Below are 23,642 nucleotides of genomic sequence, written 5' to 3'. Positions count from 1 at the left end.
CGCCGCCCTTTTTTCTTTTTTACGCCGGCATTCCATGCTCCAAGAAGAACGATTCCTGCGCATCCGCAGCCTGCTCGCCACCTTCTCGCGACTCAGCGTCGAGCGCATCATGCAAGACCTCACGGTGTCGCGCGAAACGGTGCGCCGCGACCTGCTCGAACTCGAAGGCCTCGGCGAGCTGCGCCGCGTGCACGGCGGTGCCGTTGCCATCAAGGCGGAGCCGGAGCCGCCGCTCGCGGTACGGCTGGTGGCGCGCCAGCGCGAAAAGCGCGCCATTGCCAAGGCCGCTGTCGCACTACTGCGGCCGGGACAGACCATCTTCATGGACGCGGGCAGCACCATGTCGATCTGCGCGGAAGAGATCGGCACGCTGAGCGGCATGACGGTCATCACCAACTCGCTGAACATCGCGCTCAAGCTCGCGGGCGCAGGCGAAGGCCGCCTCACCGGCAACCAGACCATCCTGCTGGGCGGCCAGACCGACGTGAAGACGCAAGCCACCTTCGGCGACACCACGGTCGAGGCCATCCGCCGCTACCGCGCCGATGTCGCGCTGCTGTCACCGGTGGGGCTGCACGCCAAGCACGGCGCAATGAGCTTCGAGCACCACGAAGCCACCGTGGCGCGCGCCATGGCCGAGCAGGCGCAGCAGTTGGTGTTGCTGGCCGACCACGCCAAGATCGGCCAGGCCAGCCGCGTGACCTATGCGCGGACGACGGACATCGACGTGGTGGTCACCGATGCCAAGGCGCGCGAGCTGCCGGGGCTGTCGGCGCTGCGCAAGGCGTGCGAGCGGGTGATAGTGGCCTGAGGCGCATCACATGCTGAGACCGGACGCGTCCCCTGCCTCGCGATGGACGATGGCGGCTCTGGGTGCCGCAGCCTTCTTGCTCGCATCCGCGCCGGGCCTGGCTTCCGCCGCATCGGGCTGCCTCGAAACGGCCACGCAAGCCCCTTCACCGTCGCGCGCACTCGCGATGGCGACCTTCGCGCAACAGGAGCACCTGGCCTTCGGCGGCCAGGCCATGGATGCCGAAGGCCGCATGACCGAGGCCGGCGACTCGGAGGCCGAGGACACGCGCCGCACGGTGCCGGGCCTCGCGCCATGGCAGCGGGTGCTGGGCTACTGGCAGGCCGTCGATCCGCAGCTCCCGTCGCTCGTGCGCTTCGGCGCGCTGCGGGGCGCCGACCGGCACCTGCTGATGCAGGCGTTGAACGAAGCGACGGCCGGGCGCCTGCAGGGCATGGGCGTCGGCCCCGACGAGGGACTTGATTCAGTGGAGCTACGCGCCGTTCAGGCTGCATTGAGCCGGGTCGCGGTGATCGACACGCCCTGGTCCGCGGCCTTCATCAGCTGGCTGGCGCGGCAGGCCGGGTTGGCGGACGACGAGTTCGTGTTCTCCGAGGCGCATGTCGACTATGCGGGCGCCGCGTGGCAGGCCGGCGTCGAGGAGGCTGCGGGCCGCCCCACGCGCTACGCCCTGCGCGCCTGCGATCTGACACGCACGCCACCGCGCGTGGGCGACCTTGTCTGCCAGGCGCGCGGCGCGGGCGCCGGGTTCGACACCTTCGACAAGATCGGCGAAGTGCTGGCCGCGCGGGACACCGGCGGCGAGCCGCTGCCCATGCATTGCGACGTGGTGGTGGCCGTTGACGCAACGGGCTTCGACACCGTGGGCGGCAACGTGCTGCAGTCGGTCACGCGGCGCCGGCTCGACTTTGCGCCGGGCACACGGCGGCTGGACCCGAGCTACCTGCCCGAGGGATGCACGCCCGGCGCGCCGGGGTGCATCGATCGCCACATGAGCCGGCAGCCCTGGTCGCTGCTGCTGCAGTGGCGCTGAGCGCTCTTACGCTTCCTTGTAGTACGCCTCGACCGTGCCCTTGAGCTTGAGCAGCAGCGGCTTGCCCTTGCGGTCGAGGGTCTTGCCGGCGGGCACCTTGATCCAGCCTTCGCTGATGCAGTATTCCTCGACGTCGAGGCGGTCCTTGCCGTTGAAACGGATGCCGATGTCGTGCTCGAACGCGGCGGCCACGTGGTGCGGGCTGCGCGGATCGATGGAGAGGTGGTCGGGAAGGGGCGGGCGGGGAGTGGCTTCTGTCATGGCGCGTGATGATAGGGGCTCCCGGGCCCTACCCTATCGCCGCTTCTTCGCGGGCCTTGCGGGCGGCTTGGGCGCGAAGCCCAGCGCGGCGCGTGCCAGCGCGTCGGCCTCGCCGTTGCGGTGGCGTGGAATCCACTGCACGCGCACGTCGTCGAAGCTGCCGAGCAAGGCGCGGGCATCGTCGAACAGGCCGGCCAGGCGCTCGATCGGTTTCGCCCCGGCCGGGCCGAGCTGCTCGACCAGGATGCTGTTGTCGCTGTAGGCCCGCACCGCCGTCGCACCGCGCTCGCGCAGGTCTTGCAGCGCGAGCGTCAGCGCCCGCAGTTCGGCCTCGTTGTTGCAGCCTGTGGCGTGCGTGGCCTGCGACAGCGTGTGGCGCGTGCCGTCAGGCGCGGTGATGACGGCGCCAATGCCCATGCGCCCCGGGTTGGGCATGGCGCTGCCGTCGCAGTAGACGGTCCACGGAAGGCTGCCGGGCCCGACTTCTCCTGCTGCGCTCATTCAACAGTTGCCGCGCTTGATGCCCGCGAGGTTCTGGCAGGGTCGCTGGCCGGGCGGCGGCCCAGGGTCGTGCACATGCGGCGGCGGCCGGCGGATGGGGCGCACGCCGTCGTAGTACGGGTCGGGGCTCAGGATGACGACGGCCAGGGGATCGGCCGCCGCGGGCTGCGTGTCGGCCGGATAGCGCGGGATGATGGCCGGGCCCGAAGGCGGATTGCTGGCCACCTGGCTCGGTGGCGATGGCGACACGGCACTGGGCGCCGGCGCGTAGTCCGGCCGGCGTGCCTCGGCGGGCGGCGATTCGAGGATCGGCACCTGCCGCGACTGCTTGCTGCCCGCCGGGCAGGCGACGTTGGTGTACGAGATGGCCCCGCTGGCGTCCGTGCAGCGCACCACCTCCGCCGCATGTGCGCCCAGCGCCGCAGCGAAGATCGTGAAGGAGGCAGCCAAGGTGCGCATCGGATGGATTTTTCTGCAGGGTTTCTGTCAGGTCAAACACCCGGGAACCGCCCCGGGTCATCCACTGTAGCCGTTGCGGGCCCGATGCGCACCTGCGGCATGATCGCGGGCATGGACAACCACCGCCCGCACCCGCTCGTCATCGTCAAGCTCGGAGACACCTTCGAGGCCCTGCGCGCACAGCGCGGCGACTTCGAGCACTGGATCGCCGACGGGCTCGACACGCACGCGCTTCCCCTGCTGGTGGTCGACCCGCGCCGCGGCGACGCTCTGCCCGACCCAACCCAGGTGTCGGGCGCGGTCGTCACCGGCTCGCACGCGATGGTGTCGCACCGCGAACCCTGGAGCGAGACCACGGCTGCCTGGCTCGCGCAGCTCGTAGCGCGCGACACGCCCGTGCTCGGCATCTGCTACGGCCACCAGTTGCTCGCGCATGCGCTCGGCGGCGAGGCCGGCGACCACCCGCAGGGTGCGGAAGTCGGCACCGTGACCGTCACGCTCGACGAGGCCGCCGCCACCGACCAGTTGCTGCGCGACCTGCCCGCGCAGTTCCCGGCCCACGCGGTGCACTGGCAGAGCGCGCTGCGCCTGCCCGAAGGCGCGGTGCGGCTGGCCGGCAACGACCACGAGCCGGTGCACGCGTTCCGCGCGGGCTCGCATGCCTGGGGCGTGCAGTTTCACCCCGAGTTCGATGCGGACGTCATGCGCGGCTACATCGACCAGTTGGCTGGCGACCTGACTCGAGCCGGCACCGACCCGGCCGCACTGCGCGAGCACGTGGTTTCGACCGACGCGGCGGCCAGCCTGCTCGGGCGCTTCGCGCGAATCGTCGAAGCGCACCACGGCGTCTGACGCCCTGCGCTGACAAAAAGCGCGTTTCGCTTCGGTTAAGGTGCGGTCCATTCGCCGTTTGCCCAACCCATCTTTCATGACCACTCCCTCCCCCGCGCCGACCCGCAAGCATTTTTCGATGCTCCGGGAATTCCACCTGGCCGATGCCTTCACGCTCGGCAACGCAGCTTGCGGGGTGGGCGCGGTGTTCCTCGCAATGGCCTTCATGGCAAGCCAGTCGCTTGCGCAGTTCCTGTGGTCGGCCGCGCTTGCACCGGCCGCTTTCATCTTCGACGTGCTCGACGGCCGCATCGCGCGCTGGCGCCAGACGCAATCCGCGCTCGGGCGCGAGCTCGACTCGCTGGCCGACATCATCTCCTTCGGCGTGGCACCCGCCGCGCTCGGCTTTGCGGCCGGGCTGAACGGTGGCTGGGACTGCGTGATCCTGATCTATTTCGTGGGCTGCGGCGTGAGCCGGCTCGCGCGCTTCAACGTGACGGCCGAGGCACTGTCGGCCGGCTCCGACAAGGTGAAGTACTTCGAAGGCACGCCCATCCCGACCAGCGTGGTGCTGGTGGGCGTGCTGGCATACGCAGCCTGGCAGGGCCACATCGGCAGCGCCTTGTGGGGCGGCACCTGGGTCATCGGGTCGTGGCAGTTGCATCCGCTCACGCTGCTGTTCGCGCTCTCGGGCACGCTCATGATCAGCAAGACGCTGCGCATTCCCAAGTTCTGACCGCTCACTCAAGACGAAGGAGACACGCCGATGACCATGAAGCTGTATTTCGACCCGCACAGCCGCTCGCACATCGCCAAGTGGATGCTCGACGAAGCCGGCGCCGAATACGAGATCGTGACCACCCTGCTCAAGGAGAAGGCGCACAAGACGCCCGGGTTCCTGAAGATCAACCCGGCAGGCAAGCTGCCCGCGCTGGTCGACGGCCAGGCGCGCGTCTTCGAGAACGCCGCCATCTGCATGTACGTGGCCGAGAAGTTTCCCGGCAAGCGGCTCGCGCCTCCCGTCGGCACACCGGACCGGGGCCGCTACCTGTCGCTGATGGTCTATTCGACCGCGCAGCTGGAGCCCGCGATGGGCGACGCCATCCTGAAGATCCGCAGCAACAACAGCGCGCGCGGCTGGACCAATTTCGAAGCGGCCAAGGACGCGGTCGAGCGCGAACTGCGCTACGGGCCCTACCTGTTCGGCGCGCAATTCACCGCGGCCGACGTGATGATCGGCTCGATGCTCATCTGGCACCGCGCGTTCGGCGGTGTCCTGAACCGGCCCACGCTCGACGCCTACATTGACCGACTGCAGGCCCGGCCCAAAGGCATGAAGTTCGGCTGAACTCTGCGCGGCGTGCCGCGCTGGTGACAACGCGCGGCAAAGGTACGTCCTTTAATCGGCTTCCTTGTTCCTTTCAAGAAGAGAGACGCCTCGCATGACATCGAAGAACGCCACGCCTTTCCGGTTTTCGCTCACGGCCCTTTCCGTGGGCCTGGTCGCCCTGCTCGCCGCTTGCGCAAGCACGCCGCCGCCCGGCGGGCGCAGCGTGACCATCGAGCGCACCACCTTCGGCATTCCGCACATCACCGCGCCGGACTACGAGGGCCTGGCGTACGGCAGCGCCTATGCGCATGCGCAGGACAACGTCTGCCAGACGGCCGAGCACCTGCTCACGCTGCGCGGCGAGCGCTCGCAGTTCCTGGGCGCGCAGAACACCGGCGACCTGGGCCTGGGCCGCGCGCCGAATGCGCAAATCGACCTGTTCGTCCGCTACCACATGGACGACGCCGCGCTGGCGCGCGCGGCCACCACCACGAGCCCCGACGTGCAGGCCGCGCTGCGCGGCTACGTGGCCGGCTACAACCGCTACCTGCAGGATGCCGGCCCCAACGGCTTGCCCGAAGCCTGCCGCGGCAAGCCCTGGGTGCGGCCGATGACGGCTGGCGACCTGTCGCGCGCCACCGAGATGGCGATGATCCAGGGCGGCCTGGGCGCGCTGGCCGGCGCCGTGTTGGCCGCCACGCCACCCGCCCCCGGCGCCAAGACAAGCGCCGCGCCTGTGGACCTGAAGGAAGCCGTCGCCGAAATCGGCCGCCACAGCTTCAACGCCAACCCCGAGGGCGGCGAACTCGGCTCCAACGGCTGGGCCTTCGGGCGCAACGCCACGCCGGACGGCCGTGGCCTGCTGCTGGGCAACCCGCACTTTCCGTGGACCGGCACCAACCGTTTCTGGGAGATGCACCTCACCATCCCCGGCAAGCTCGACGTCATGGGCGCCACCGGCGGCCTGAGCCCGGTGGTGTCCATCGGCTTCAACAAGGACGTGGCCTGGACGCACACCGTGTCGACCGGCAAGCGCTTCACACTGTACGAGCTGAAGCTCGACCCCAATGACCCAACCGTCTACCTGGTCGACGGCCAGCCGAAGAAGATGGTTGCGCGCACCGTGGCACTGCCCGCCGCGGCAACGGGCAGCGGCACACCGCCGGTGCAGCACACCTTCTATTCGACCGACTGGGGCCCCGTGATCTCGCTGCCGCGCGCCGGCCTGGGCTGGACCGCGCAGAAGGCCTACGCCATCCGCGACGCCAACACGCTCAACGTGCGCTCGGCCGAGAGCTGGATGAAGATGGCGTTGGCCCGCAACGTGGCCGAACTGCGCGCCGCCATGGGCAACCAGGGCATGCCGTGGATCAACACCATCGCGGCCGACCGCGACGGCAACGCGATGTACGCCGACCTGTCGGTGGTGCCCGACGTGTCGGCCGACATGCTGAAGAGCTGCGCGCCCTCGCCCGCCGCCGCCGCGCTGCTCAACGCGGCCGGGCTGCCGGTGCTCGACGGCTCGCGCAGCGCCTGCGCGTGGAACCGCGACAGCGCGGCTGCCGCGCCCGGCATCATCGCGCCGGCGCGCATGCCGGTGCTCATCACGCCGGACTACGTGCAGAACAGCAACGACAGCTTCTGGCTCAGCAACCCCGACACCGCGCCTATGGCCGGCGTGTCGCCGTTGGTGGGCCCGGTCGGCGTGCCGCAGCGGCTGCGCACGCGCAGCGCGATCATGGAAATCCGCGGCCGGCTCGCGGGTGGCGACGGCCTGCCCGGCAACCGCATGGGCGCGGCCGAACTGCGCAGCGTGATCTTCCGCGACAGGAACCTCGCGGGCATGCTGGTGATGGACGACCTGCAGGCCGCCTGCAGCGCCGCCGGCAACACGCTCACCACCGACCAGGCGCTGGGCTGCCGCGTGCTGACCGCCTGGGACCGCACCAGCAACGCCGATTCGAAGGGCGCACCGCTGTTCCGCGAGTTCTGGCGCAAGACGAAGGATGTGCCGAAGGTCTGGCGCGTGCCGTTCGACCCCGCGCAGCCGGTGACCACGCCGGCCGGGCTCGACATGGCCACGCCGGCCACGCGCGAGGCCGTGTTCAAGGCGCTGGGCGACGCGGTCGGCATCCTGCGCACCGCCGGCTTCGCGGCCGACGTGCCGCTGGGCGTGCCGCAGTCGCGCCTGGTGCGCGGCCAGAAGATCGCGCTGCACGGCGGCGACGAATTCGAGGGCGTGCTCAACAAGCTGGAGTCGCAGGGCCAGTCGCTGATCGACCCGAAGGGCTACAACGTCAACTACGGCAGCAGCTACATGCAGGTCGTGACCTTCGACGCCAACGGCCCGGTCGCTCAAGGCCTGCTGACCTACGGCCAGAGCAGCGACCTGGCTTCTCCGCGCGCCTACGACCAGTTGCCGCTGTTCGCGGCCAAGCAGTGGCACCCGTTGCCGTTCCACCCCGCCGACGTGCGGGCACAGCGCGAAGGCACGCCGGTGCAGCTCGCGTACTGACACGAACTCATCCATGTCACAGCAGACCGCCTCTCCCCACACCGCCCACACCGCCCCGAGCGGGCTCGACGAACTGATCCGCATCGCCGGGGCGCAGCCGCTGTCGCCGGCTTGCGATCACTTCTACTTCCTGCGCCACGGGCAGACGGGCCGCAATGCGCTGCGCATCTTCCAGGCCGTGGACGAGCCCCTGAGCGAGCTCGGCCTGCAGCAGGCCGCACGTGCCGCCGGGCTGCTGGCAGGCGAGCCGATCAGCACCGTCGTGTGCAGCGATGCGCGGCGCGCGCACGACACCGCGTACACCGTGGCCACGACGCTGAAGCTCGTGCCGGCCGCACAGGCCGCGCTGCGCGAGCGCAACTTCGGCGCGCTGATCGGCACCTCGTCCGCCAACATCGACTGGGCCTGCGAGCCCGAGGGCGGCGAAACGCTCACGCAGTTCGTCGCACGCACGCGCGACGCGCTCGACACGGCCCTGCGGCTGCCCGCCCCGGTGCTGGTGGTGGCGCACGGCGGCACGCTCTACGCTCTGGCCGCCCTGCTGGGCGTACCCGTCGACGTCGGCCTGCTCGGCAATGCGCAGCCCTTGCGTTTCGAGCGCCGCGGCCCCACATGGGCCGTGACGCCGCTGCTGCGGCAAGCCGACGGCGACGCAGCCCTGGCCTAGCCGCCCCCGCTCCTCGGGCCTTGTTGCCGTCCACTCAACGAACCGCCACACACCATGGAATTCAAGGACTACTACAGCGCACTGGGCATCGATCGCACCGCGTCCGAAGACGAGGTGCGCAAGGCCTATCGCAAGCTCGCCCGCAAGTACCACCCCGACGTCAGCACCGAGCCCGACGCCGAGAAGCGGATGCGCGACATCAACGAGGCCAAGGACGTGCTTGGCGACAAGGAAAAGCGCGCCGCCTACGACGCGCTGGCCGACCGCGTCGCGCGCGGAGGCCACCCCGAGGGCGACTTCCAGCCGCCGCCGGGCTGGGACGAAGGCTTCGAGTTTCATCGCGGCCCGCGCCAGGGCCCGGCCGACCATGCCGACTTCAGCGAGTTCTTCTCGTCGCTGTTCGGCGAGGCCGAACGACGCGGCGCCACGCGGCAGAACTTTCGCGCGCGCGGCGAAGACCACCATGCAGCCATCGAGATCAGGCTCGAAGACGCGCTCAACGGCGCCGAGCGCGAGATCACGCTGCGCGCGCAGACCGTCGATGCGCAGGGCCACCCGCAGTGGGAGAACCGCACGCTCAGCGTGAAGATCCCGCCGGGCGTGCACCCGGGCCAGTTCATCCGCCTCGCGGGGCAAGGCATGCCCGGCCACGGCGGCGAGCCACCCGGCGACCTGTACCTCGAAGTGCGCATCGCGCCGCACAAGCTGTATCGCGTGGAAGAGCGCGACCTGTACATGACGCTGCCCATCACGCCTACCGAGGCCGCGCTGGGTGCACAGGTGCAGGTGCCAACACCCACCGGCGGCGTGGTCGAGGTGACCGTGCCGCGCAACGCGCGCAACGGCCTGAAGCTGCGGCTCAAGGGCCGGGGCTTCGCAGGCAAGACGCCCGGCGACCTGTACCTGCTGCTCGACATCGCGCTGCCGCCCGCCGACAGCGACGATGCGCGCAAAGCCTACGAACAGCTGGCGCAAGCCACGGCATCGTTCCACCCACGCCAGCATCTGGGAGTCTGAGCATGGTGAATTTCACTGTCACAACCGCCACTGCCGTCAGCGCCTCGCAGCCGCTCGCGGCGAGTGAACTGGCGCACGCCGTTGGCGCCGACACCGCCTGGGTCGTGCAACTGGTCGAGGTCGGCATCCTGCGGATCGAAACGACCGAGACCCAGCCCGAGCGCTGGCAGTTCTCCAGCGCCGACCTGCAGCACGCGCTCGAAGCGCGCCGGCTGGAGCGCGACTTCGGCGTGGGCCTTGATGCTGCCGCGCTGATCCTCGACCTGCAGCACGAGGTGCGCCGGCTCAAGGCAGTGCTGCAGGCGCGCGGCCTGCGCTGAGCTACTGCATCTGCTGCAGGTTGCCGATGCGCACCAGCATCTCGGTGAACATCTGCAGGTCGGCGTCGAGGTCGGGCACTTCCTTGTATTCCTTGGCGTTGTGCCCCGTGTACTTCTTGCCGGGCATGCCGGGGCCGAAGCTGATCGCGTTGGGCATCTGCTTGGCCGTGGTGGCGCCGGCCGCGGATACCGCCTTGGCCTCGAGGCCGGTGGTGTCGCCATAGATGTTGAGCAGTGTCGTCAGCCACTGGCCAGAAGGGTCGCGCGCCATCCAGTTGCCCTGGTCGTACTTGATCTCGACCGCTGCCTTGTTCGCGGCGGCCCAGTCGTTGATCTTCGCGGTGACTTGCGTCTTGAGTTCTTCGGGCGTGCGGCCGCGCGGCATGCGTGTGTTGACCGCCACCACCAGCCGGCCGTCGGCACCGGTGCGGATCAGGTTGGGAGAAAAGGTCAGCGGGCCCATGAAGTCGTCCCTGTAGCCCAGACCGATCTTCTCGCCGAGGTAGCCGGTGCCGTAGAGCGCGTCCACGTACTTCACCGCCTTCAGGAACTGGTTGTCGGCCAGGGTCACGCCGGACTCCAGCAGGAACAGGCCCAGCCGCGGCAGCGGATTCACGCCGTTCTGGGGCTCAGAGCCATGGGCCGACGTGCCCGTGACCTTGATGGCGATGCTGTCCCCCTCACGCGTGATGGCAATCGCAAACTTGCCGCCCTGCGGTTCGTACTTCTGCAGGAAGACCGGCTTCGCGGCTTCGAGTTTTGCGAGCACTGCCGCAAGGTCGCCGCCCTTGAGCGTGGCGGTGGCGGTCTGAGAAATCGCGTTGACCGCGGCGGCGGCGCCCATGTCGGTGATCGCAGTGACTGAGGCATCGGTTTTCTCCGCGGGGAAGAACACGCTCAGCGAGCCCGCGCCCTTCTCGGCCACGACCGCGGGGTAGCCGCTGTCGAGCACGATGTTGTAGGCCGGCAGCTGCACCTTGCCGCGGTAGTACTCCATGGCGTCGCCACCGGTTTCCTCGGTGGTCTCGATCATCAGGCGCATGGTGCGCTGGATCGGCAGGCCGCTTTCCTTCACCGTCTTCATTGCGTAGAGCACAGCAGCGATGGAACCCTTGTCGTCGATGGTGCCGCGGCCGTAGAGGCGGTCGCCCACGCGAACCATGGTGAATGGATCGAGCCGCGTGCCGTCGTCGAGCACCCACTCGGACAACACCGCGGGCACCACGTCGGAATGCGTGAGGATGCCGAACTCTTCAGTGCCCCTGCCCTTGAGGCTGACTTCGAAGATGCGGTTGTCGACGTTGCGGTACGCAAGCCCGAAGTCGCGCGCCATCTTCTCGACCAGCTTGCCGAAGTCGATGATCGTCGGGTTCTCGTGCGGCGGAATCTGCACATTGCGCGCTGTCGGCAACGCCACCATGGCACCGAGGCTCGCGATCACGGCCTTCTGGTTGTGCAGGCGGTTGTACAGGCCGAGCAGACGCGCGATGTTGGTGAGGTCGTCACCGGCCAGCGGAGCCTTCTTGCGATAGGCGGCCACAGCGGGCTTCAGCTCGGGGTTGGCCTTCTCTGCCTGGGCCAGGAAAGCATTGAAGCTGGGCGCAGGCTTGCCGCCTTGCCAGGCCGCGGCCAACTGATCGAGCGCGGGTTTCTTGAGCGTCTCTGCGAAGGCCGGTGCGGTGAGGCCAACTGCCATCAAGCCCATGGTGAGGGCCGGCAATAAGAAGCGAAATTGCTGCATGAACGTGACTCCCTGTTCACAAAAATGGAAGCCTTCGACGATACCCGAGCCAGGCGTTGCAACATGCCTCTGCGCACTACGAAGAAACGTTGCGGAATCAGCCCGGCAATACGGAGATGGTTCTCCAGGTGCTCAGCACGATAAGCGCGACCATCACCAGCGTTGCGATCGCCAGCCACTTGCTGCGCTGTCCCTTGACGATCTGCCAGGCGCCGTTGGCAATGCACAGGAAGCCGAACAGGATGACAACGCCGAAAAGGCCGAGGACCGTCCTCCCCTGCATCGCAGTCCCCGTGAAGCGCGCGCCTTGCGCATCGGCCACTCCGGGACTCAGCATGCTCGGCACCAACGCGTAAGCAATCGCGCCCATTCCCGCGGCAAGGAGAACCCCGAGCACCACCAGCACCCAGCCCAGTCGGCGGACCTGGCTTGCCGATCGCATGCGTGCGCCGCATTGCGGGCATCGGTCGACCGCTTCGCTAGTCACGAAGCCGCAGCGAAGCGCATAGCAACTGCTCTGTTCAGCCATGGATAAGCCCCTCGGTCATGCGATGCGTCCCGCTACTGCATCTGCTGCAGGTTGCCGATGCGCACCAGCATCTCGGTGAACATCTGCATGTCGGCGTCGAGATCGGGCACTTCCTTGTACTCCTTGGCGTTGTGCGCCGTGTATTTCTTGCCGGGCATCGCGGGGCCGAAGTTGATGGCGTTGGGCATCAGCTTCGCGGTGGTGCTGCCGGCTGTCGGCACAGGTTTGGCTTCGAGACCGGTGGTGTCGCCGTAGATGTTCAGGAGGGTCGAGAGCCACGCGCCCTTGGGGTCGCGCGCCATCCAGTTGCCCTGGTCGTAGGCGACCTCGAGCTTCACGTTGTTCGCGCTCGCCCACGCGTCGATCTTCGACGTGACTTGCGCCTTGAGTTCGTCGGGCGTGCGCCCGCGCGGCATGCGCGCATTGACGATGACTTCGAGCCTGCCATCGTTGCCCATGCGCACGAGGTTGGGCGAGAAGGTCAGCGGGCCCATGAAGTCGTCGGCATAGCCCAGGCCCATCTTCTCGCCGAGATAGCCGGTGCCGTAGAGCGCGTCGATGTACTTCACGGCCTTCAGGTAGTGGTTGGCGGCCAATGGCACGCCGGACTCCTGCAGGAACAGCGCGAGGCGGGGCAACGGGTTCACGCCTTCCTCGGGCCGCGAGCCGTGGGCCGAAACGCCCGTTACTTTCAACTCGATGCTGTCGGCGCCGCGCGCAATGTCGATGGCGAACTTGCCGCCCTGCCCTTCGTACTTCTGCAGGAAGGCAGGCTTCGCTGCTTCGAGCTTGGCGAGCACGGCAGCAAGGTCGCCGCCCTTGAGCGTGGCCATCGCCGTCTGCGAAATCGCGTTGGCCGATGCGGCACCGCTCATGGCCGTGATCGCGGTCGACGCGCCATCCACCTGCTCTGCCGGGAACAGCACCTTCAGCGCTCCCGAACCCTTCTCTGCCACCACGGCCGGGTACTTGCTGTCGAGCACGATGTTGTAGGCCGGCAGTTGCGTCTTGGTGCGGTAGTACTGCATCGCGTCGCCACCGGTTTCCTCGGTGGTCTCGATCATCAGGCGGATGCTGCGCTCGATGGGCAGGCCACTTTCCTTCACCGTCTTCATCGCGTAGAGCACTGCCGCGATCGAGCCCTTGTCGTCGATGGTGCCGCGGCCGTAGAGGAAGTCGCCCACGCGGGTCATCTTGAAGGGGTCGAGCCGCGTACCGTCGTCGAGCACCCATTCGGACAGCACCGCGGGCACCACGTCGGAATGCGTGAGGATGCCGAACTCTTCGGTGCCCTTGCCCTTCAGGCTGATTTCGAAGATGCGGTTGTCGACGTTGCGGTAGGCAAGCCCGAAATCGTTCGCCATCTTCTGCACGAGCTGTCCGAATTCGATGATCGGCGCGCTTTCGTGGGGCGGCACCTGCACGTTGCGCACCGTCGGAATCGCCACCATGGTGCCGATGCTCGCGATCACGGCCTGCTGGTTCTTCATGCGGTTGTAGAGGCCGAGCAGGCGCGCGATGTTGACGAGGTCGTCGCCGGCCAGCGAGGTCCTCTTTCTGCGGTAGGCATTCACGCTGCCCTGCAATGCGGGCTGGTTCCTTGCGGCCTGCGCAAGGAAGGCATTGAAGTCGGCGGCCGGCTTGCCGGCCAGCCACGCGATGGCGAGCTGGTCGAGCTCGGGCTTCTTGATCGTTTCGGCGTGCGCCTGCGCACCAAGGGCGAGCGCGACGCCCAACGAAAGCGCAGACAATGAAAATCGAAAATGCTGCATCAGGTCTCCCCCTCATTCTGAAAACATCCCCGACGATAGCCGAGCAAAGAAACGAACAATGAGCAACAGCACCGACAAGATCCGCTGCGCCTGGGCCCAGACCGACCCGCTGCTGGCCGCCTATCACGACGCCGAATGGGGCGTGCCCGAGCACGACAGCCGCGCGCTGTGGGAAAAGCTCATGCTCGACGGCTTCCAGGCCGGCCTCTCGTGGCTCACCATCCTGCGCAAGCGCGATGCGTTCCGCAAGGCCTTCAAGGGCTTCGTGCCGGAGAAGATCGTCAAATTCACCGAGGCCGATGTCGAGCGGCTGATGCAAGACGCCGGCATCGTGCGCTCGCGCTCGAAGATCGAGGCCACCATCGGCAATGCGCGCGCCTACCTCGCGATGCAGGCGGCGGGCGAAGATTTCTCCGAATTCATCTGGGGCATGGCGGGCGGCAAGCCCATCGTCAACCGCACCGGCAGCGTTCCGGTGAAGACGCCGCTGTCGGAAGAGATCTCGGCGGCTCTCAAGAAGCGCGGCTTCAAGTTCGTGGGCCCCGTCATCGTCTATGCGTGGATGCAGGCGACAGGCATCGTGGACGACCACGCGCACGACTGCCACCGGCACGGTGCCAAACACAAACCCAAGCCGCAATGAAAAAACCGGACGCTGCTTTCGCAGGTCCGGTTTTTTTGTTGACGTGTGACTGAAGCGGCTTGCGCCGCCTTCAATTACAGGCCGGCTTGACGCGTGAAGGTCAGGCCCTTCGCTTGCGAGGGGATCACGCTGCCAGCGAAGGTTTCGGGACGCAGGTTCTGACCCGGTGCGTGTGCAGCGGCAACAGCCTCGCTGCGAACGGTGGCGCGGTCGACCGAAGCGGCCAGGGCGGGCGTTGCGGTCGATGCAGCGCCTTCGTTGTCGCCATAAGCGTTGCCGGCACGGGCAGCTGCCACGGCTTGGGGCGCCACTTCGGCGCGGCTGTAGCCGGAGGTCAGGGGCTGAACGCCTTCGTAGGTTTCTGCATGGGCGCCAGCAGCGGCGAGCAGGGACAGAGCGGCGGCGGCGAGGATGTTCGAGGTCTTCATTTCAATTCCTTCTTCATTGGGCTTTTGGGTGTCCCAAGTGTGCACCGCGATTCCTAGGGTAAACCCCCTCTCAATCGAATCGCAGTGTTCATGAAATTGAAACAATGACGAGGAACTTTCTGACGAGGCTAACTCAAGTGCCCTTTTCGCCCTCAGAAACGCGGAGAGTTTGCGTACTTTTCCTCTAACCCGTCAAGCGACCGGTGTCCCGCGGCATGGTAGATGCACGTTGCATGCCAGCCCCGCGCCCTGCCAGTTCTCAGTCTTCCTTGGTGCCTGTGGCCTTCACGGCGCCACCGATAGGCTCGAAGCCCAGCGAGACTGACCTGTCCGCGAGCTTTGCACAATTCGCAACTCAAGAAAGATCGTGCCCATAATGAAGGCCTGATTGAGCAAATGATTGCGAACGGGCCTTGCTGTATTTGCGAATCTTGCGAATAACCGGATCGAACGATGAAGAAGACTTTCATGGGCGTGCGGCTGCGCAGCCTGCGCGAAGAGCGCGGCCTGAGCCAGCTCGCGCTCGCGCAGCAGCTGGGCCTGTCGCCCAGCTACCTGAACCAGATCGAGCAGAACCAGCGGCCGCTCACGGTGCCGGTGCTGCTGCGCCTGCATGCCACGCTGGGCGTCGATATCCAGGCCTTCTCCGAAGACGAAGAAGCCCGCCTTATCGCCAGCCTGCGCGAAGCGCTGGCCGACAACCCCGGCGGCGATGCAGTCGCGCTGGCCGAGTTGCGCGAAGTCGCCACCCAGATGCCTGCCGTGGGCCGCGCGCTGGTTGCGCTGCACCAGCGCCATCGCGATGCGATGGAACGGCTCGAAGCACTGGCCGGCGAGCTCGGTGACGGCCGCGGCGATCTCGCGCGACTGCCGCAGGCGCGGCCCATGCCCTTCGAGGAAGTGCGCGACTTCTTCTTTGCGCATCAGAACCACATCGCACCGCTCGATGAAGCCGCCGAAGCCCTCGCCGCGCAATGGCGCCTGCGAGAAGGCAACCCCGGCGACCGCCTCGCGCGCCAGTTGCTCGATGCGCATGGCGTGCGGGTGGTGCCCGCCGAAGACGGCGAGGCCGGCGCGCAGCGGCGCTACGACCCGGCCTCGCGCGTGCTGCGGCTCTCGCCCTACCTGGAGCCCGGGCAGCATGCATTCCAGCTCGCCACGCAGCTCGCCTTCTTCGAGGTGGGCGACATGCTCGACGAACTGGTTGCCGCCGCGCCGCTATCGAGCGACACGGCCCGCTCGCTGGCACGCATCGGCCTGGCCAACTACTTCGCCGCCGCACTGCTGCTGCCCTACGGCGAGTTCCTCGAAACTGCCGAGCAGCTGCGCTACGACATCGACCAGCTGGCGCGCCGCTTCGGCGTGGGCTTCGAGACCATCTGCCACCGCCTGAGCTCGCTGCAGCGGCCCGAGGCGCGCGGCGTGCCCTTCTTCCTGATCCGCGTCGATCGCGCGGGCAACATCTCGAAGCGGCAATCGGCCACGCACTTTCACTTCTCGAAGACTGGCGGCACCTGCCCGCTGTGGAATGTGTACGAGGCCTTCGCTCAGCCCGGCCGCGTGCTCACGCAGCTCGCTCGCATGCCCGACGGGCGCGCCTACCTCTGGATTGCGCGCACCGTGTCGCACGGCTACCGTGGCTATGGCTCGCCCAACAAGACCTTCTCGATCGGGCTGGGCTGCGACATCAGCCACGCCACGCGGCTGGTCTATTCAAAGGGCATGGATCTGCGCGACCCCGACGTGCCCACGCCCATCGGCGCGGGCTGCAAGGTGTGCGAACGCGAGGCCTGCCCGCAGCGCGCGTTTCCGTTCGTGGGCCGCCCGCTCGACGTGGACGAGAACCAGAGCCGCTTCATGCCCTATGCGGCAGCACCGTCCGGCAACAACGCGATCGTCAGGAGCGCGGCCAGGCGCGCACCAGTGTCCGCAGCGCGACCCCGCCGCTCCCCTTGACCTCGGCACGGTACGTGCCCACCAGCGCCTCGCGCTCGGCCGCGGCCTGCGGGTCGTTGCGCCATGCCAGCAAGACGGCCACGTCGGCATCGGGCAGCGCGGCGAGCAATGCCTGCGTTACCTGCTTTTCGAACTCACGCGCCACGATCATCAGGTTGCGCGGGCGCGTCGACGTCACGCCGCGCGACCACAGCGTGTCGAGTGCCATGTCGAGCGTGCGGTCCGACAGCGAGCTGAGTTGCCCGCCGTTGCCGCGCGCCAGTTGCTTGACCACTGCGCTCATCAGCAGTTGGCTCGAGAAGTCGATCTCGCGAACATCGGCCACGGCCATGCGTTCGAGCAGTTCGGTGCGCGCGGGATCGGCCGGCTTGGCGCGCTCGCGGTTGAAGAACTCGGCCCTGCCGGCCTCGCTCATGGCCGCGTAGTCGGTACGCAGCTTCACGAAGCGGGCCACGGCGGCCCGCAATTCAGGGCTGGGCGCCGCACCGCCGTTGCCCGCCGATGCCACTTCCTGCTGGATGGCGGACACCGAGGCGGCAGTGTTGAATGCGCGCGTGGCGGCCGTGTCCAGCGCCTTGAGCGCCTTGTCGGCGATGGCAAGGTCATCGGGGTCCAGCAGTTCCTTCGCACCGCGCGCGACGGCACCGGGCGCATAAGACGCCTGATAGCGCGCCTGCACACCTTCGAACTGCAGGAGTGCTTCCGCACGGCTCTGCGCCCAGCTCATCAATGGGGCCAGAAACAGCAAAAGCAACAGGGAGAAACGGAACGGGGAAAGACGGTTCGTAGAAAGCATGGTGCCATTATTGGCACACCTGCTCGTCCTCCACGTCGCGCGCCATCTTGCGAAGTAACGCGAAAGTTCAGGCTCGTCGCCATGGAAGTCGAAACGCGTCCGTTCGCAGCCAGGCAACTGGATGTGACTGGCCACGAGGCATATGATTCAACCGAGATATTTCGCAAATTCGATTGAATAATTTTCATGCTCCAGTCGATCCTCGAAATACGTCATCTGCGCACGCTCATCGCGCTTCGCGACACCGGCAGCCTGGTGCGCGCGGCGCAACTGCTCAACCTCACGCAATCGGCGTTGTCGCACCAGATCAAGCTGCTCGAAGACCGTTACGACGCGCAGTTGTTCGAGCGCAAGTCGGTGCCGCCGCAGTTCAGCACCACCGGCCTGCGTCTGCTGCAGCTGGCCGACACCGCGCTGCCGCTCATCGAGGAAGCAGAGCGCGACGTGGCGCGACTCGCGCTGGGGCGCAGCGGCCAGCTGCGCATCGTGGTCGAATGCCACGCCTGCTTCGACTGGCTCATGCCGGCAATGGATGCGTTCCGCCAGCGCTGGCCCGAGATCGAGCTCGACATCGTCTCCGGCCTTCACTCCAACCCGATCGCGCTGGTGACGCAGAACCGCGCCGAAGTGGCGATCGTATCCAGGGAAGGCCCCGACGAAGCGGTGGACTACCACGCGCTGTTCCGCTTCGAAATCATGGCCCTGCTGGCCAACGACCATCCGCTGACGGCCAAGGCCTACCTCACCGCGCGCCACTTCACCGACCAGACGCTCATCACCTACCCCGTGCCCGATGAAGTGATCGACATCGTGCGGCAGGTGCTGGCGCCTGCGGGCGCGGAGCCTGCGCACCGGCGCACGACCGAGCTCACGGTGGCAATGCTGCAGCTGGTGGCCAGCGGGCGTGGCGTGGCAACGCTGCCGCTGTGGGCGGTGCAGAACTACCTGGACCGCGGCTACGTCACAGCCCGGCGCGTAGGCAGCAAGGGGCTGACGGGGCGGCTCTACATGGCGTGCACACCGGGCACGTCGGAGCAGCCGTGGCTGGCGGACTTCGTGCGCGTCACGCGGGAAAACTGCTTCAAGAGCCTGTCGGGAATCGAGCTGCTCTGAGCTCTTTTCTTCTCTTCAGAACCGCGTGCCTACCGACAACCGCACCATGTCCTGCACGGTGAAGTTCACCTTCGGGTCGTAGGCCGCGCGAACGAACCAGCGCGGCCAGTCGTAGGTGACCGTCAGGCCCGCGCGGCGGATGAACCGGCCATCGACAGTGCCCTGCTTGGCCAGCAGGTCGACGGTCAGGCGTTGCCGCTCGGGCAGCGGCACGCGGTAGACCAGGTGCACGTCTTGCTGGTCGGGGTTCAGCCGGTTGTCGCCGATCAGCGAGAGCGACAGCGCCGTGCCGTCCGTCCACTTGTAGCCGCCATACACCGTGTACGAATCGTTGGGGTCGAAGTTCAGGTTCGCGTAGTTGCGCAGGTTGGTGCGGCCCAGCCCCGTGCCAACGAACCAGCTGTCGCCGGTCTCCACCGCCAGGCTGCCGCCCACGAACCCGCCCGAGGCGGCCTGCAGCGACGGCAGCACCCGCACCGACCCCAGCGTGAAGGTGTGGTCCCATCCCACGCGCGGCTGCGCGAAGTCGAGCACCGGCGAACGGAACCAGCCGATCCAGACATTGCCGTCGCCGTAGGTGTAGCGCAGGTTCATGTCCAGCCCTGGCCCTGCGGGCAGGCCGCCGCCTGAAACCCGGTAGGCGCCCACGGTGAGCTTGAACGGCAGCTCGGCCTGCGTGTCGTCGTCGGCCCATGCGGCCGGCGCGAGGCACAGCAGGACTGCGGCGGCGGCGAATCTTCGATGGCGTACCGATGTGCTCAAAACATGCTCGCGCCGATGTTGATGAGCAACGCGAGCACGGTCGTGTTGAAGAGGTAGGCCAGGATGCAATGCACCGAGCCGATGCGCCGCAGAGGCTTGGACACGAAGGACACGTCCGCCGTCTGCCCCGAAGTGCCGATCACCGCAGAGAAGTAGAAGAAGTCGCCATAGGTCGGCGGTTCGTCATCCGGAAACTGAAGGCCGGGTTTCCGCCCCTGGCCAGCGCCGGCGTAGTAGTCGTGCGCGTAGTGCAGCGTGAACATGATCTGCGTGAAGGCCCACGACGACATCACCGTGAGTCCGGCCAACGCAATGTGCGCGATCTTCTCCAGGCCGTGCATGTCCTTCACCACCGCGAGTTCGCCGCCGATGGCCGCCAGGCTCGCAATGGCAGACACCACCACCAGCACGAGGATGACGATCTGCCCATCGTCCTGCATCTGCGCGCGGTAGCGCATGTGCTGCTGCGACGAGCGGGTCATCATGACTGCGGCGAGCAGCACGTACAGGCAGGCCCCCGTGTTCCACGCGATCAACAAGCGCGTGACCAGGTGGGCTTCGACAGCCGAGGGTATGAGCACGCCGGTTGCAATGGCGATGGCCGTGGCAATGAAGAGTCGCGGCCGGGCGGCCATCTGGCGAAAGAATCGGTGTCGCTGGAGTTTCATCAAGGCTTGGGCACAGCACGCCGCCGGGGTGGCGGCGCTACGGCCTGACCTGCGACTGTCGACGATGCTCTCTTGCGGCTACCTGACGAAGCACTTTTCTGGCGCACCGCGCCGAGCAGCCAGTCACGGAAAGCCGCGACTTTCGGCCGGTCGCGACTGCCCTCCGGACACGCGAGGTAGTACGCGAAGTCTTCGAGCCACGTCACTTTCGAGAGCTGGACGAGCCGGCCTTGCTCGATCTCGGGAGCCATCATGGCCGCGGGAAGCAGGGCCGCACCCTGCCCCGCGAGCACCGCCTGCAGCAACAGGCCGGCGTCGTCGAAAGAAGGCCCGCGCGCCGGGCCGGCGTCTTCTATGCCCTGCGCCTCGAACCACAGGCGCCAGCCCTTGCGATCGGCATCGTTCACGCGTGGCCACCGCAGCAGGTCGGCCGGCTTCTTCGGCTTGCCGTGCTCGGCGACCAGCGCGGGCGCGGCGACCGGCACCATCTCGACCGTGAGCACGCGCTGGCTGGCAAGCCCGGGGTACTGGCCCATGCCGTGGCGGATGGCGACGTCCACGCCGTCGCGCGAGAAATCGGCCAGCGCATTGCTGGTCAGCACCTGCAGGTCGATGTCGGGATGCGCGTCCTGGAAAGACTTGAGGCGCGGCACGAGCCACGCTGAAGCGAAGAACGGTGTGGCGCTCACGGTGAGCAGGCCGGTCTCCGCGGGAACGGCGATCTTTTGCGTGGCATCGCTGATCTGCCTGAAGGCATTGCGCACGGGCGGCAGATAGGCCTGACCCGCGTCGGTCAGGAAGACGCCGCGATTGACGCGGCGGAACAGCTGCACGCCGAGATGCAGCTCCAGCGTCTTGACGAGCTGGCTCACGGCGCCGGGCGTCACGCACAGTTCGTCCGCCGCGTTCTTCACCGAGAGATGGCGCGCCGTGGCTTCGAAGGCGCGGAGTGCGTTGAGTGGCGGGAGCTGGTGTTCCATTATTTAGAAAATCTGATTCGGTGATGGCAGAAATTCTGGTTTGCCATACAGATTGATAAGCGGGAATATTCGCACACCCGAAATCAATCCATTCAGATATTCTGATCTTTAAAGGCCTGCGCCCTTGAGCCACACGCCAACCTCATCGCAAGCCGGCGGCCTCTTCCACGGCTGGCTGGTGGTCGCAGGCGCCTTTGCCGTGACCTTTGTCGGCTTCGGCTGCGCCTACACCTTCAGCGCCTTTCTCGAATCGCTGCAAAAAGACTTCGGCGCCTCGCGCGGCTCGGTCTCGCTGGTGTTCTCGCTGGCGGGCTTTCTCTACTTCGGCCTCGGCGTGCTCAGCGGGCCGCTGGCCGACCGCTGGGGTTCGAAGCGACTGGCCGTCGCCGGCATGGTGCTGGTCGGGCTGGGGCTGGCGCTTGCAGGGCAGGCGCAGAGCCTGACGCAGATCTACCTCGCCTACGGGCTGGGCGTCGGCCTTGGGGTCGGCGCGTCGTACGTGCCGGTGCTGGGCGCGGTGCAGCGCTGGTTCGTCAGGCGGCGTGGCTTCGCCTCGGGGCTGGCAGTGAGCGGCATCGGCGTGGGCACACTGGTGATGCCGCCGCTGGCATCGCTCTTCATCGAAACGCTCGGCTGGCGGAACGCCTACCTGGCGCTAGGTGGGCTGGCTGTGGTGGTGGGCGTAGGCATGGCGCTGCTGATCGAAAACGACCCGCGCGACCGTGGGCTCGGCCCCGACGGCGATCCACCACAGCCCCAGGCTGCATCGGCCCAAGCCCAGGGCTTCACGGTGCGCGATGCCGTGCGTTCGCGGCGCTTCGCCGGCCTGTACGTGGCCTGCCTCATCAGCTCGTTCGGCCTGTTCGTGCCCTTCGTGCATCTGGTGCCCTACGCGCTGGACCATGGCGTGCCCAATGCGTACGCGGTACTGCTGCTGGGTGCTATCGGCGTCGGCAGCACGGCCGGGCGCTTCTTCCTGGGAGGGCTCGCTGACCGCATGGGGCGCGCGCAGACCATGCTGCTGATGTCGACCGGCATGGCGCTGTCGCTGCTCGTGTGGGCGGCCTCCAGCGGCTTCTGGGGGCTGACGGTGTTCGCGTTTTTCTACGGCGCGTTCTACGGTGGCTTTGTCGCGCTGCTGCCGGCACTGGTGATGGACTACTTCGGCGGGCGCAACATCGGCGCGATCATCGGCGTGCTCTACACCAGCGTGGCATTCGGAACGCTGATCGGCCCGGCCGCCGCGGGCTTTGCCTTCGACGTGAGCCACAGCTACCTGCTGCCGATTCTGTTCAGCGTGGGAGCCAACCTGGTGGCGGCCGGCATCATGTGGGCGATGTCGCGGATGGACGCTTCTGCAAAGCTGGCCAGCACAGCCTCGCCGCGGGGTACAGTCGGGCATGACCCAAGCACCGCCCGCCGCTCCTAGCCCGACTCCCGCAACGACTCCTGTCGTCGAAATCACGGAGAACCAGGCGATCATGCGCGCCTGGGTGCTTTTCGCTGTGCTGTTCGTGGTGGTGATCGGCCTGCTGTGGGTCGTGCAGTCCCGCTACGGCTGACCACCGCCAGCGTCCGGCTCAGGACGCCTTCTGCACCAGCTTCAGCACGCTAGAGAAATCGAGCGCGCCATGGCCCGCGAGGCTGTGTGCCGCATACAGGCTGCGCGCCAACCCACCAAGCGGCGTGGCCGCGCGCACAGCGGTCGCGTTTTCCTGCGCGAGCCCCAGGTCCTTGAGCATCAGGTCGGTGCCGAAGCCGCCGGCATAGTTCTTCGAGGCGGGCGAAGTTTCCATCACGCCCGGCATCGGGTTGTACTTTTCGAGCGCCCAGTTGCCGCCCGAGCTGCGACGCATGATCTCCGACAGCACCTTCGGGTCGAGCCCATTGGCCACGCCCAGCGCCAGCGCTTCGGACGTGCCGATCATCAGAATGCCGAGCAGCATGTTGTTGCAGATCTTCGCGGTCTGCCCTGCACCGGCCGCGCCGGCGTGGAAGATGTTGGCGCCCATCTTTTCGAGCACCGGGCGCGCGCGCTCCAGGTCTTGCGGCTCGCCGCCGACCATGAAGGTCAGCGTGCCGGCAATCGCGCCGCCGGTGCCGCCCGACACGGGCGCATCGATCATCGCGATGCCCTTGACGGCCGCCGCTTCGGCCACCTTGCGCGACGTGGCTGCGGCAATGGTGCTGCTGTCGATCACCAGCGTGCCGGCGCGAATGCTGTCGAGCAGGCCGGGCTTGCCGGCGCCGCCGAGGAACAGGCCTTCGACGTGCGCGCTGGCCGGCAGCATGCTGATGACCACCTCGGCGTCGACTACCGCTTCAGCTGCCGAAGCGGCAATGGGCAGGCCCTCGGCGCCGAACTTCTTGCAGGCCTCGGCCGAGAGGTCGAAGGCGCTGAGCGTGTGACCGGCCTTGAGCAGGTTCATGGCCATCGGGCCGCCCATGTTGCCCAGGCCGATGAATGCGATCTTCATTTGTCTTGTCTCCGTTGTTCTGTGCGGGAAAT

The 23,642-nt window shown here is 67.5% G+C and carries 26 protein-coding genes; 14 read left to right on the top strand and 12 right to left on the bottom strand.

Annotated elements, in window-relative coordinates; translation table 11 throughout:
- The first annotated feature begins 34 nt into the window (after positions 1–34).
- Together ACSFBF_RS00315 and ACSFBF_RS00310 are read left to right on the top strand one after the other, a co-directional pair.
- Positions 35–811: a DeoR/GlpR family DNA-binding transcription regulator gene (locus ACSFBF_RS00315; protein ID WP_258354240.1), complete on the top strand. Its 777-nt coding sequence runs from the start codon at positions 35–37 to the stop codon at positions 809–811.
- 10 nt (positions 812–821) lie between these two features.
- On the top strand, positions 822–1,844 hold the full coding sequence (locus ACSFBF_RS00310; protein ID WP_435464340.1) for a DUF2272 domain-containing protein: 1,023 nt from the start codon (positions 822–824) through the stop codon (positions 1,842–1,844).
- A gap of 6 nt (positions 1,845–1,850) precedes the next feature.
- Here ACSFBF_RS00310 and ACSFBF_RS00305 read toward each other — a convergent pair whose 3' ends face one another.
- Genes ACSFBF_RS00305 through ACSFBF_RS00295 form a run of 3 tightly spaced genes read right to left on the bottom strand, consistent with a single transcriptional unit; the run spans position 1,851 to position 3,065 of the window.
- Positions 1,851–2,105 carry a DUF3297 family protein gene (locus tag ACSFBF_RS00305; protein WP_093055689.1) on the bottom strand — a complete coding sequence of 85 codons (255 nt, stop codon included), beginning with the start codon at positions 2,103–2,105 and terminating at the stop codon, positions 1,851–1,853.
- Positions 2,106–2,138: 33 nt separating this feature from the next.
- Positions 2,139–2,606 (bottom strand): ribonuclease HI family protein, encoded by a 468-nt coding sequence (locus ACSFBF_RS00300; protein WP_435464339.1) that lies wholly within the window; start codon positions 2,604–2,606, stop codon positions 2,139–2,141.
- Positions 2,607–3,065 carry a hypothetical protein gene (locus ACSFBF_RS00295; RefSeq protein WP_435464337.1) on the bottom strand — a complete coding sequence of 153 codons (459 nt, stop codon included), beginning with the start codon at positions 3,063–3,065 and terminating at the stop codon, positions 2,607–2,609.
- Between the two features lie 111 nt (positions 3,066–3,176).
- Here ACSFBF_RS00295 and ACSFBF_RS00290 point away from each other — a divergent pair, with 111 nt between their 5' ends.
- The 7 genes from ACSFBF_RS00290 to ACSFBF_RS00260 all read left to right on the top strand — a co-directional run bounded on the left by ACSFBF_RS00290 (position 3,177) and on the right by ACSFBF_RS00260 (position 9,745).
- Entirely contained in the window at positions 3,177–3,917 is a 741-nt protein-coding gene (locus ACSFBF_RS00290) for a glutamine amidotransferase (RefSeq protein WP_435464335.1), read from the top strand.
- A 76-nt stretch (positions 3,918–3,993) separates the two neighbouring features.
- Positions 3,994–4,632 (top strand): CDP-alcohol phosphatidyltransferase family protein, encoded by a 639-nt coding sequence (locus ACSFBF_RS00285; RefSeq protein ID WP_435464334.1) that lies wholly within the window; start codon positions 3,994–3,996, stop codon positions 4,630–4,632.
- 30 nt (positions 4,633–4,662) lie between these two features.
- Positions 4,663–5,244 carry a glutathione S-transferase family protein gene (locus tag ACSFBF_RS00280; protein WP_435464333.1) on the top strand — a complete coding sequence of 194 codons (582 nt, stop codon included), beginning with the start codon at positions 4,663–4,665 and terminating at the stop codon, positions 5,242–5,244.
- 94 nt (positions 5,245–5,338) lie between these two features.
- Positions 5,339–7,741 carry a penicillin acylase family protein gene (locus ACSFBF_RS00275; protein ID WP_435464332.1) on the top strand — a complete coding sequence of 801 codons (2,403 nt, stop codon included), beginning with the start codon at positions 5,339–5,341 and terminating at the stop codon, positions 7,739–7,741.
- Positions 7,742–7,754: 13 nt separating this feature from the next.
- Complete coding sequence (locus tag ACSFBF_RS00270) at positions 7,755–8,408, top strand: histidine phosphatase family protein (protein ID WP_435464330.1); 654 nt, start codon at positions 7,755–7,757, stop codon at positions 8,406–8,408.
- A gap of 54 nt (positions 8,409–8,462) precedes the next feature.
- Positions 8,463–9,425, top strand: a complete 963-nt coding sequence (locus tag ACSFBF_RS00265) for a DnaJ C-terminal domain-containing protein (protein ID WP_435464329.1) — start codon at positions 8,463–8,465, stop codon at positions 9,423–9,425.
- Between the two features lie 2 nt (positions 9,426–9,427).
- On the top strand, positions 9,428–9,745 hold the full coding sequence (locus ACSFBF_RS00260; protein WP_093055675.1) for a chaperone modulator CbpM: 318 nt from the start codon (positions 9,428–9,430) through the stop codon (positions 9,743–9,745).
- Between the two features lies 1 nt (position 9,746).
- Here the strand turns inward: ACSFBF_RS00260 and ACSFBF_RS00255 are convergent, their stop codons facing one another.
- The 3 genes from ACSFBF_RS00255 to ACSFBF_RS00245 form a co-directional block, all read right to left on the bottom strand.
- Positions 9,747–11,486 (bottom strand): dipeptidase, encoded by a 1,740-nt coding sequence (locus tag ACSFBF_RS00255; protein ID WP_435464328.1) that lies wholly within the window; start codon positions 11,484–11,486, stop codon positions 9,747–9,749.
- A 97-nt stretch (positions 11,487–11,583) separates the two neighbouring features.
- Complete coding sequence (locus ACSFBF_RS00250) at positions 11,584–12,015, bottom strand: hypothetical protein (protein ID WP_435464327.1); 432 nt, start codon at positions 12,013–12,015, stop codon at positions 11,584–11,586.
- Positions 12,016–12,047: 32 nt separating this feature from the next.
- Positions 12,048–13,787 carry a dipeptidase gene (locus ACSFBF_RS00245; RefSeq protein WP_435464325.1) on the bottom strand — a complete coding sequence of 580 codons (1,740 nt, stop codon included), beginning with the start codon at positions 13,785–13,787 and terminating at the stop codon, positions 12,048–12,050.
- Positions 13,788–13,845: 58 nt separating this feature from the next.
- Between ACSFBF_RS00245 and ACSFBF_RS00240 the strand changes: the two genes are divergently transcribed.
- Positions 13,846–14,430, top strand: coding sequence for a DNA-3-methyladenine glycosylase I (locus ACSFBF_RS00240; RefSeq protein WP_435464323.1), 585 nt, complete (start codon positions 13,846–13,848; stop codon positions 14,428–14,430).
- A gap of 74 nt (positions 14,431–14,504) precedes the next feature.
- On the opposite strand, the gene ACSFBF_RS00235 is transcribed toward ACSFBF_RS00240, so the two are convergent.
- The gene (locus ACSFBF_RS00235) at positions 14,505–14,858 is read right to left on the bottom strand and encodes an alpha/beta hydrolase (RefSeq protein WP_093073331.1); all 354 of its coding nucleotides are present in this window, start codon (positions 14,856–14,858) and stop codon (positions 14,505–14,507) included.
- Between the two features lie 453 nt (positions 14,859–15,311).
- On the opposite strand from ACSFBF_RS00235, the gene ACSFBF_RS00230 reads away from it, so the two are divergent.
- Positions 15,312–16,814, top strand: a complete 1,503-nt coding sequence (locus ACSFBF_RS00230; RefSeq protein WP_435464322.1) for a short-chain fatty acyl-CoA regulator family protein — start codon at positions 15,312–15,314, stop codon at positions 16,812–16,814.
- Here the strand turns inward: ACSFBF_RS00230 and ACSFBF_RS00225 are convergent.
- Positions 16,756–17,610 carry a hypothetical protein gene (locus ACSFBF_RS00225; protein ID WP_435464320.1) on the bottom strand — a complete coding sequence of 285 codons (855 nt, stop codon included), beginning with the start codon at positions 17,608–17,610 and terminating at the stop codon, positions 16,756–16,758. The two genes, ACSFBF_RS00230 and ACSFBF_RS00225, sit on opposite strands and share 59 nt — an antisense overlap.
- Positions 17,611–17,796: 186 nt before the next feature.
- Between ACSFBF_RS00225 and ACSFBF_RS00220 the strand changes: the two genes are divergently transcribed.
- On the top strand, positions 17,797–18,723 hold the full coding sequence (locus tag ACSFBF_RS00220) for a LysR family transcriptional regulator (RefSeq protein ID WP_435464318.1): 927 nt from the start codon (positions 17,797–17,799) through the stop codon (positions 18,721–18,723).
- A gap of 15 nt (positions 18,724–18,738) precedes the next feature.
- On the opposite strand, the gene ACSFBF_RS00215 is transcribed toward ACSFBF_RS00220, so the two are convergent.
- Genes ACSFBF_RS00215 through gcvA form a run of 3 tightly spaced genes read right to left on the bottom strand, consistent with a single transcriptional unit; the run spans position 18,739 to position 21,133 of the window.
- Positions 18,739–19,485 (bottom strand): hypothetical protein, encoded by a 747-nt coding sequence (locus tag ACSFBF_RS00215; RefSeq protein WP_435464317.1) that lies wholly within the window; start codon positions 19,483–19,485, stop codon positions 18,739–18,741.
- On the bottom strand, positions 19,482–20,153 hold the full coding sequence (locus tag ACSFBF_RS00210; protein ID WP_435464315.1) for a DUF1345 domain-containing protein: 672 nt from the start codon (positions 20,151–20,153) through the stop codon (positions 19,482–19,484). The genes ACSFBF_RS00215 and ACSFBF_RS00210 overlap by 4 nt, the downstream gene beginning before the upstream one ends.
- Positions 20,153–21,133 (bottom strand): transcriptional regulator GcvA, encoded by a 981-nt coding sequence (gcvA, locus tag ACSFBF_RS00205; RefSeq protein WP_435464313.1) that lies wholly within the window; start codon positions 21,131–21,133, stop codon positions 20,153–20,155. The genes ACSFBF_RS00210 and gcvA overlap by 1 nt, the downstream gene beginning before the upstream one ends.
- A gap of 124 nt (positions 21,134–21,257) precedes the next feature.
- Between gcvA and ACSFBF_RS00200 the strand changes: the two genes are divergently transcribed.
- Both ACSFBF_RS00200 and ACSFBF_RS00195 read left to right on the top strand, forming a co-directional pair.
- A complete protein-coding gene (locus ACSFBF_RS00200; protein ID WP_435464312.1) occupies positions 21,258–22,562 on the top strand; it encodes an MFS transporter in 1,305 nt (434 codons plus the stop codon).
- On the top strand, positions 22,534–22,695 hold the full coding sequence (locus ACSFBF_RS00195) for a hypothetical protein (protein WP_435464310.1): 162 nt from the start codon (positions 22,534–22,536) through the stop codon (positions 22,693–22,695). Before ACSFBF_RS00200 ends, ACSFBF_RS00195 begins: the two co-directional genes overlap by 29 nt.
- 18 nt (positions 22,696–22,713) lie before the next feature.
- On the opposite strand, the gene mmsB is transcribed toward ACSFBF_RS00195, so the two are convergent.
- Positions 22,714–23,610, bottom strand: a complete 897-nt coding sequence (gene mmsB / locus ACSFBF_RS00190; RefSeq protein WP_435464308.1) for a 3-hydroxyisobutyrate dehydrogenase — start codon at positions 23,608–23,610, stop codon at positions 22,714–22,716.
- Positions 23,611–23,642 lie beyond the last annotated feature (32 nt).

It is taken from the genome of Variovorax nivicola, from assembly GCF_051216475.1.
In the GTDB taxonomy this organism is placed as follows: domain Bacteria; phylum Pseudomonadota; class Gammaproteobacteria; order Burkholderiales; family Burkholderiaceae_C; genus Variovorax.
This window is presented reverse-complemented; position numbering and strand designations above follow the sequence as displayed.

Coding starts and splice junctions, on each gene's coding strand:
- ACSFBF_RS00290 (WP_435464335.1), top strand. CDS start 3,177: ATGGACAACCACCGCCCGCACCCGCTCGTCATCGTCAAGCTCGGAGAC.
- ACSFBF_RS00195 (WP_435464310.1), top strand. CDS start 22,534: ATGACCCAAGCACCGCCCGCCGCTCCTAGCCCGACTCCCGCAACGACT.
- ACSFBF_RS00210 (WP_435464315.1), bottom strand. CDS start 20,153: ATGAAACTCCAGCGACACCGATTCTTTCGCCAGATGGCCGCCCGGCCG.
- ACSFBF_RS00310 (WP_435464340.1), top strand. CDS start 822: ATGCTGAGACCGGACGCGTCCCCTGCCTCGCGATGGACGATGGCGGCT.
- gcvA (WP_435464313.1), bottom strand. CDS start 21,133: ATGGAACACCAGCTCCCGCCACTCAACGCACTCCGCGCCTTCGAAGCC.
- ACSFBF_RS00240 (WP_435464323.1), top strand. CDS start 13,846: ATGAGCAACAGCACCGACAAGATCCGCTGCGCCTGGGCCCAGACCGAC.
- mmsB (WP_435464308.1), bottom strand. CDS start 23,610: ATGAAGATCGCATTCATCGGCCTGGGCAACATGGGCGGCCCGATGGCC.
- ACSFBF_RS00300 (WP_435464339.1), bottom strand. CDS start 2,606: ATGAGCGCAGCAGGAGAAGTCGGGCCCGGCAGCCTTCCGTGGACCGTC.
- ACSFBF_RS00255 (WP_435464328.1), bottom strand. CDS start 11,486: ATGCAGCAATTTCGCTTCTTATTGCCGGCCCTCACCATGGGCTTGATG.
- ACSFBF_RS00280 (WP_435464333.1), top strand. CDS start 4,663: ATGACCATGAAGCTGTATTTCGACCCGCACAGCCGCTCGCACATCGCC.
- ACSFBF_RS00260 (WP_093055675.1), top strand. CDS start 9,428: ATGGTGAATTTCACTGTCACAACCGCCACTGCCGTCAGCGCCTCGCAG.
- ACSFBF_RS00295 (WP_435464337.1), bottom strand. CDS start 3,065: ATGCGCACCTTGGCTGCCTCCTTCACGATCTTCGCTGCGGCGCTGGGC.
- ACSFBF_RS00250 (WP_435464327.1), bottom strand. CDS start 12,015: ATGGCTGAACAGAGCAGTTGCTATGCGCTTCGCTGCGGCTTCGTGACT.
- ACSFBF_RS00270 (WP_435464330.1), top strand. CDS start 7,755: ATGTCACAGCAGACCGCCTCTCCCCACACCGCCCACACCGCCCCGAGC.
- ACSFBF_RS00245 (WP_435464325.1), bottom strand. CDS start 13,787: ATGCAGCATTTTCGATTTTCATTGTCTGCGCTTTCGTTGGGCGTCGCG.
- ACSFBF_RS00230 (WP_435464322.1), top strand. CDS start 15,312: ATGAAGAAGACTTTCATGGGCGTGCGGCTGCGCAGCCTGCGCGAAGAG.
- ACSFBF_RS00315 (WP_258354240.1), top strand. CDS start 35: ATGCTCCAAGAAGAACGATTCCTGCGCATCCGCAGCCTGCTCGCCACC.
- ACSFBF_RS00220 (WP_435464318.1), top strand. CDS start 17,797: ATGCTCCAGTCGATCCTCGAAATACGTCATCTGCGCACGCTCATCGCG.
- ACSFBF_RS00285 (WP_435464334.1), top strand. CDS start 3,994: ATGACCACTCCCTCCCCCGCGCCGACCCGCAAGCATTTTTCGATGCTC.
- ACSFBF_RS00305 (WP_093055689.1), bottom strand. CDS start 2,105: ATGACAGAAGCCACTCCCCGCCCGCCCCTTCCCGACCACCTCTCCATC.
- ACSFBF_RS00235 (WP_093073331.1), bottom strand. CDS start 14,858: ATGAAGACCTCGAACATCCTCGCCGCCGCCGCTCTGTCCCTGCTCGCC.
- ACSFBF_RS00225 (WP_435464320.1), bottom strand. CDS start 17,610: ATGCTTTCTACGAACCGTCTTTCCCCGTTCCGTTTCTCCCTGTTGCTT.
- ACSFBF_RS00265 (WP_435464329.1), top strand. CDS start 8,463: ATGGAATTCAAGGACTACTACAGCGCACTGGGCATCGATCGCACCGCG.
- ACSFBF_RS00275 (WP_435464332.1), top strand. CDS start 5,339: ATGACATCGAAGAACGCCACGCCTTTCCGGTTTTCGCTCACGGCCCTT.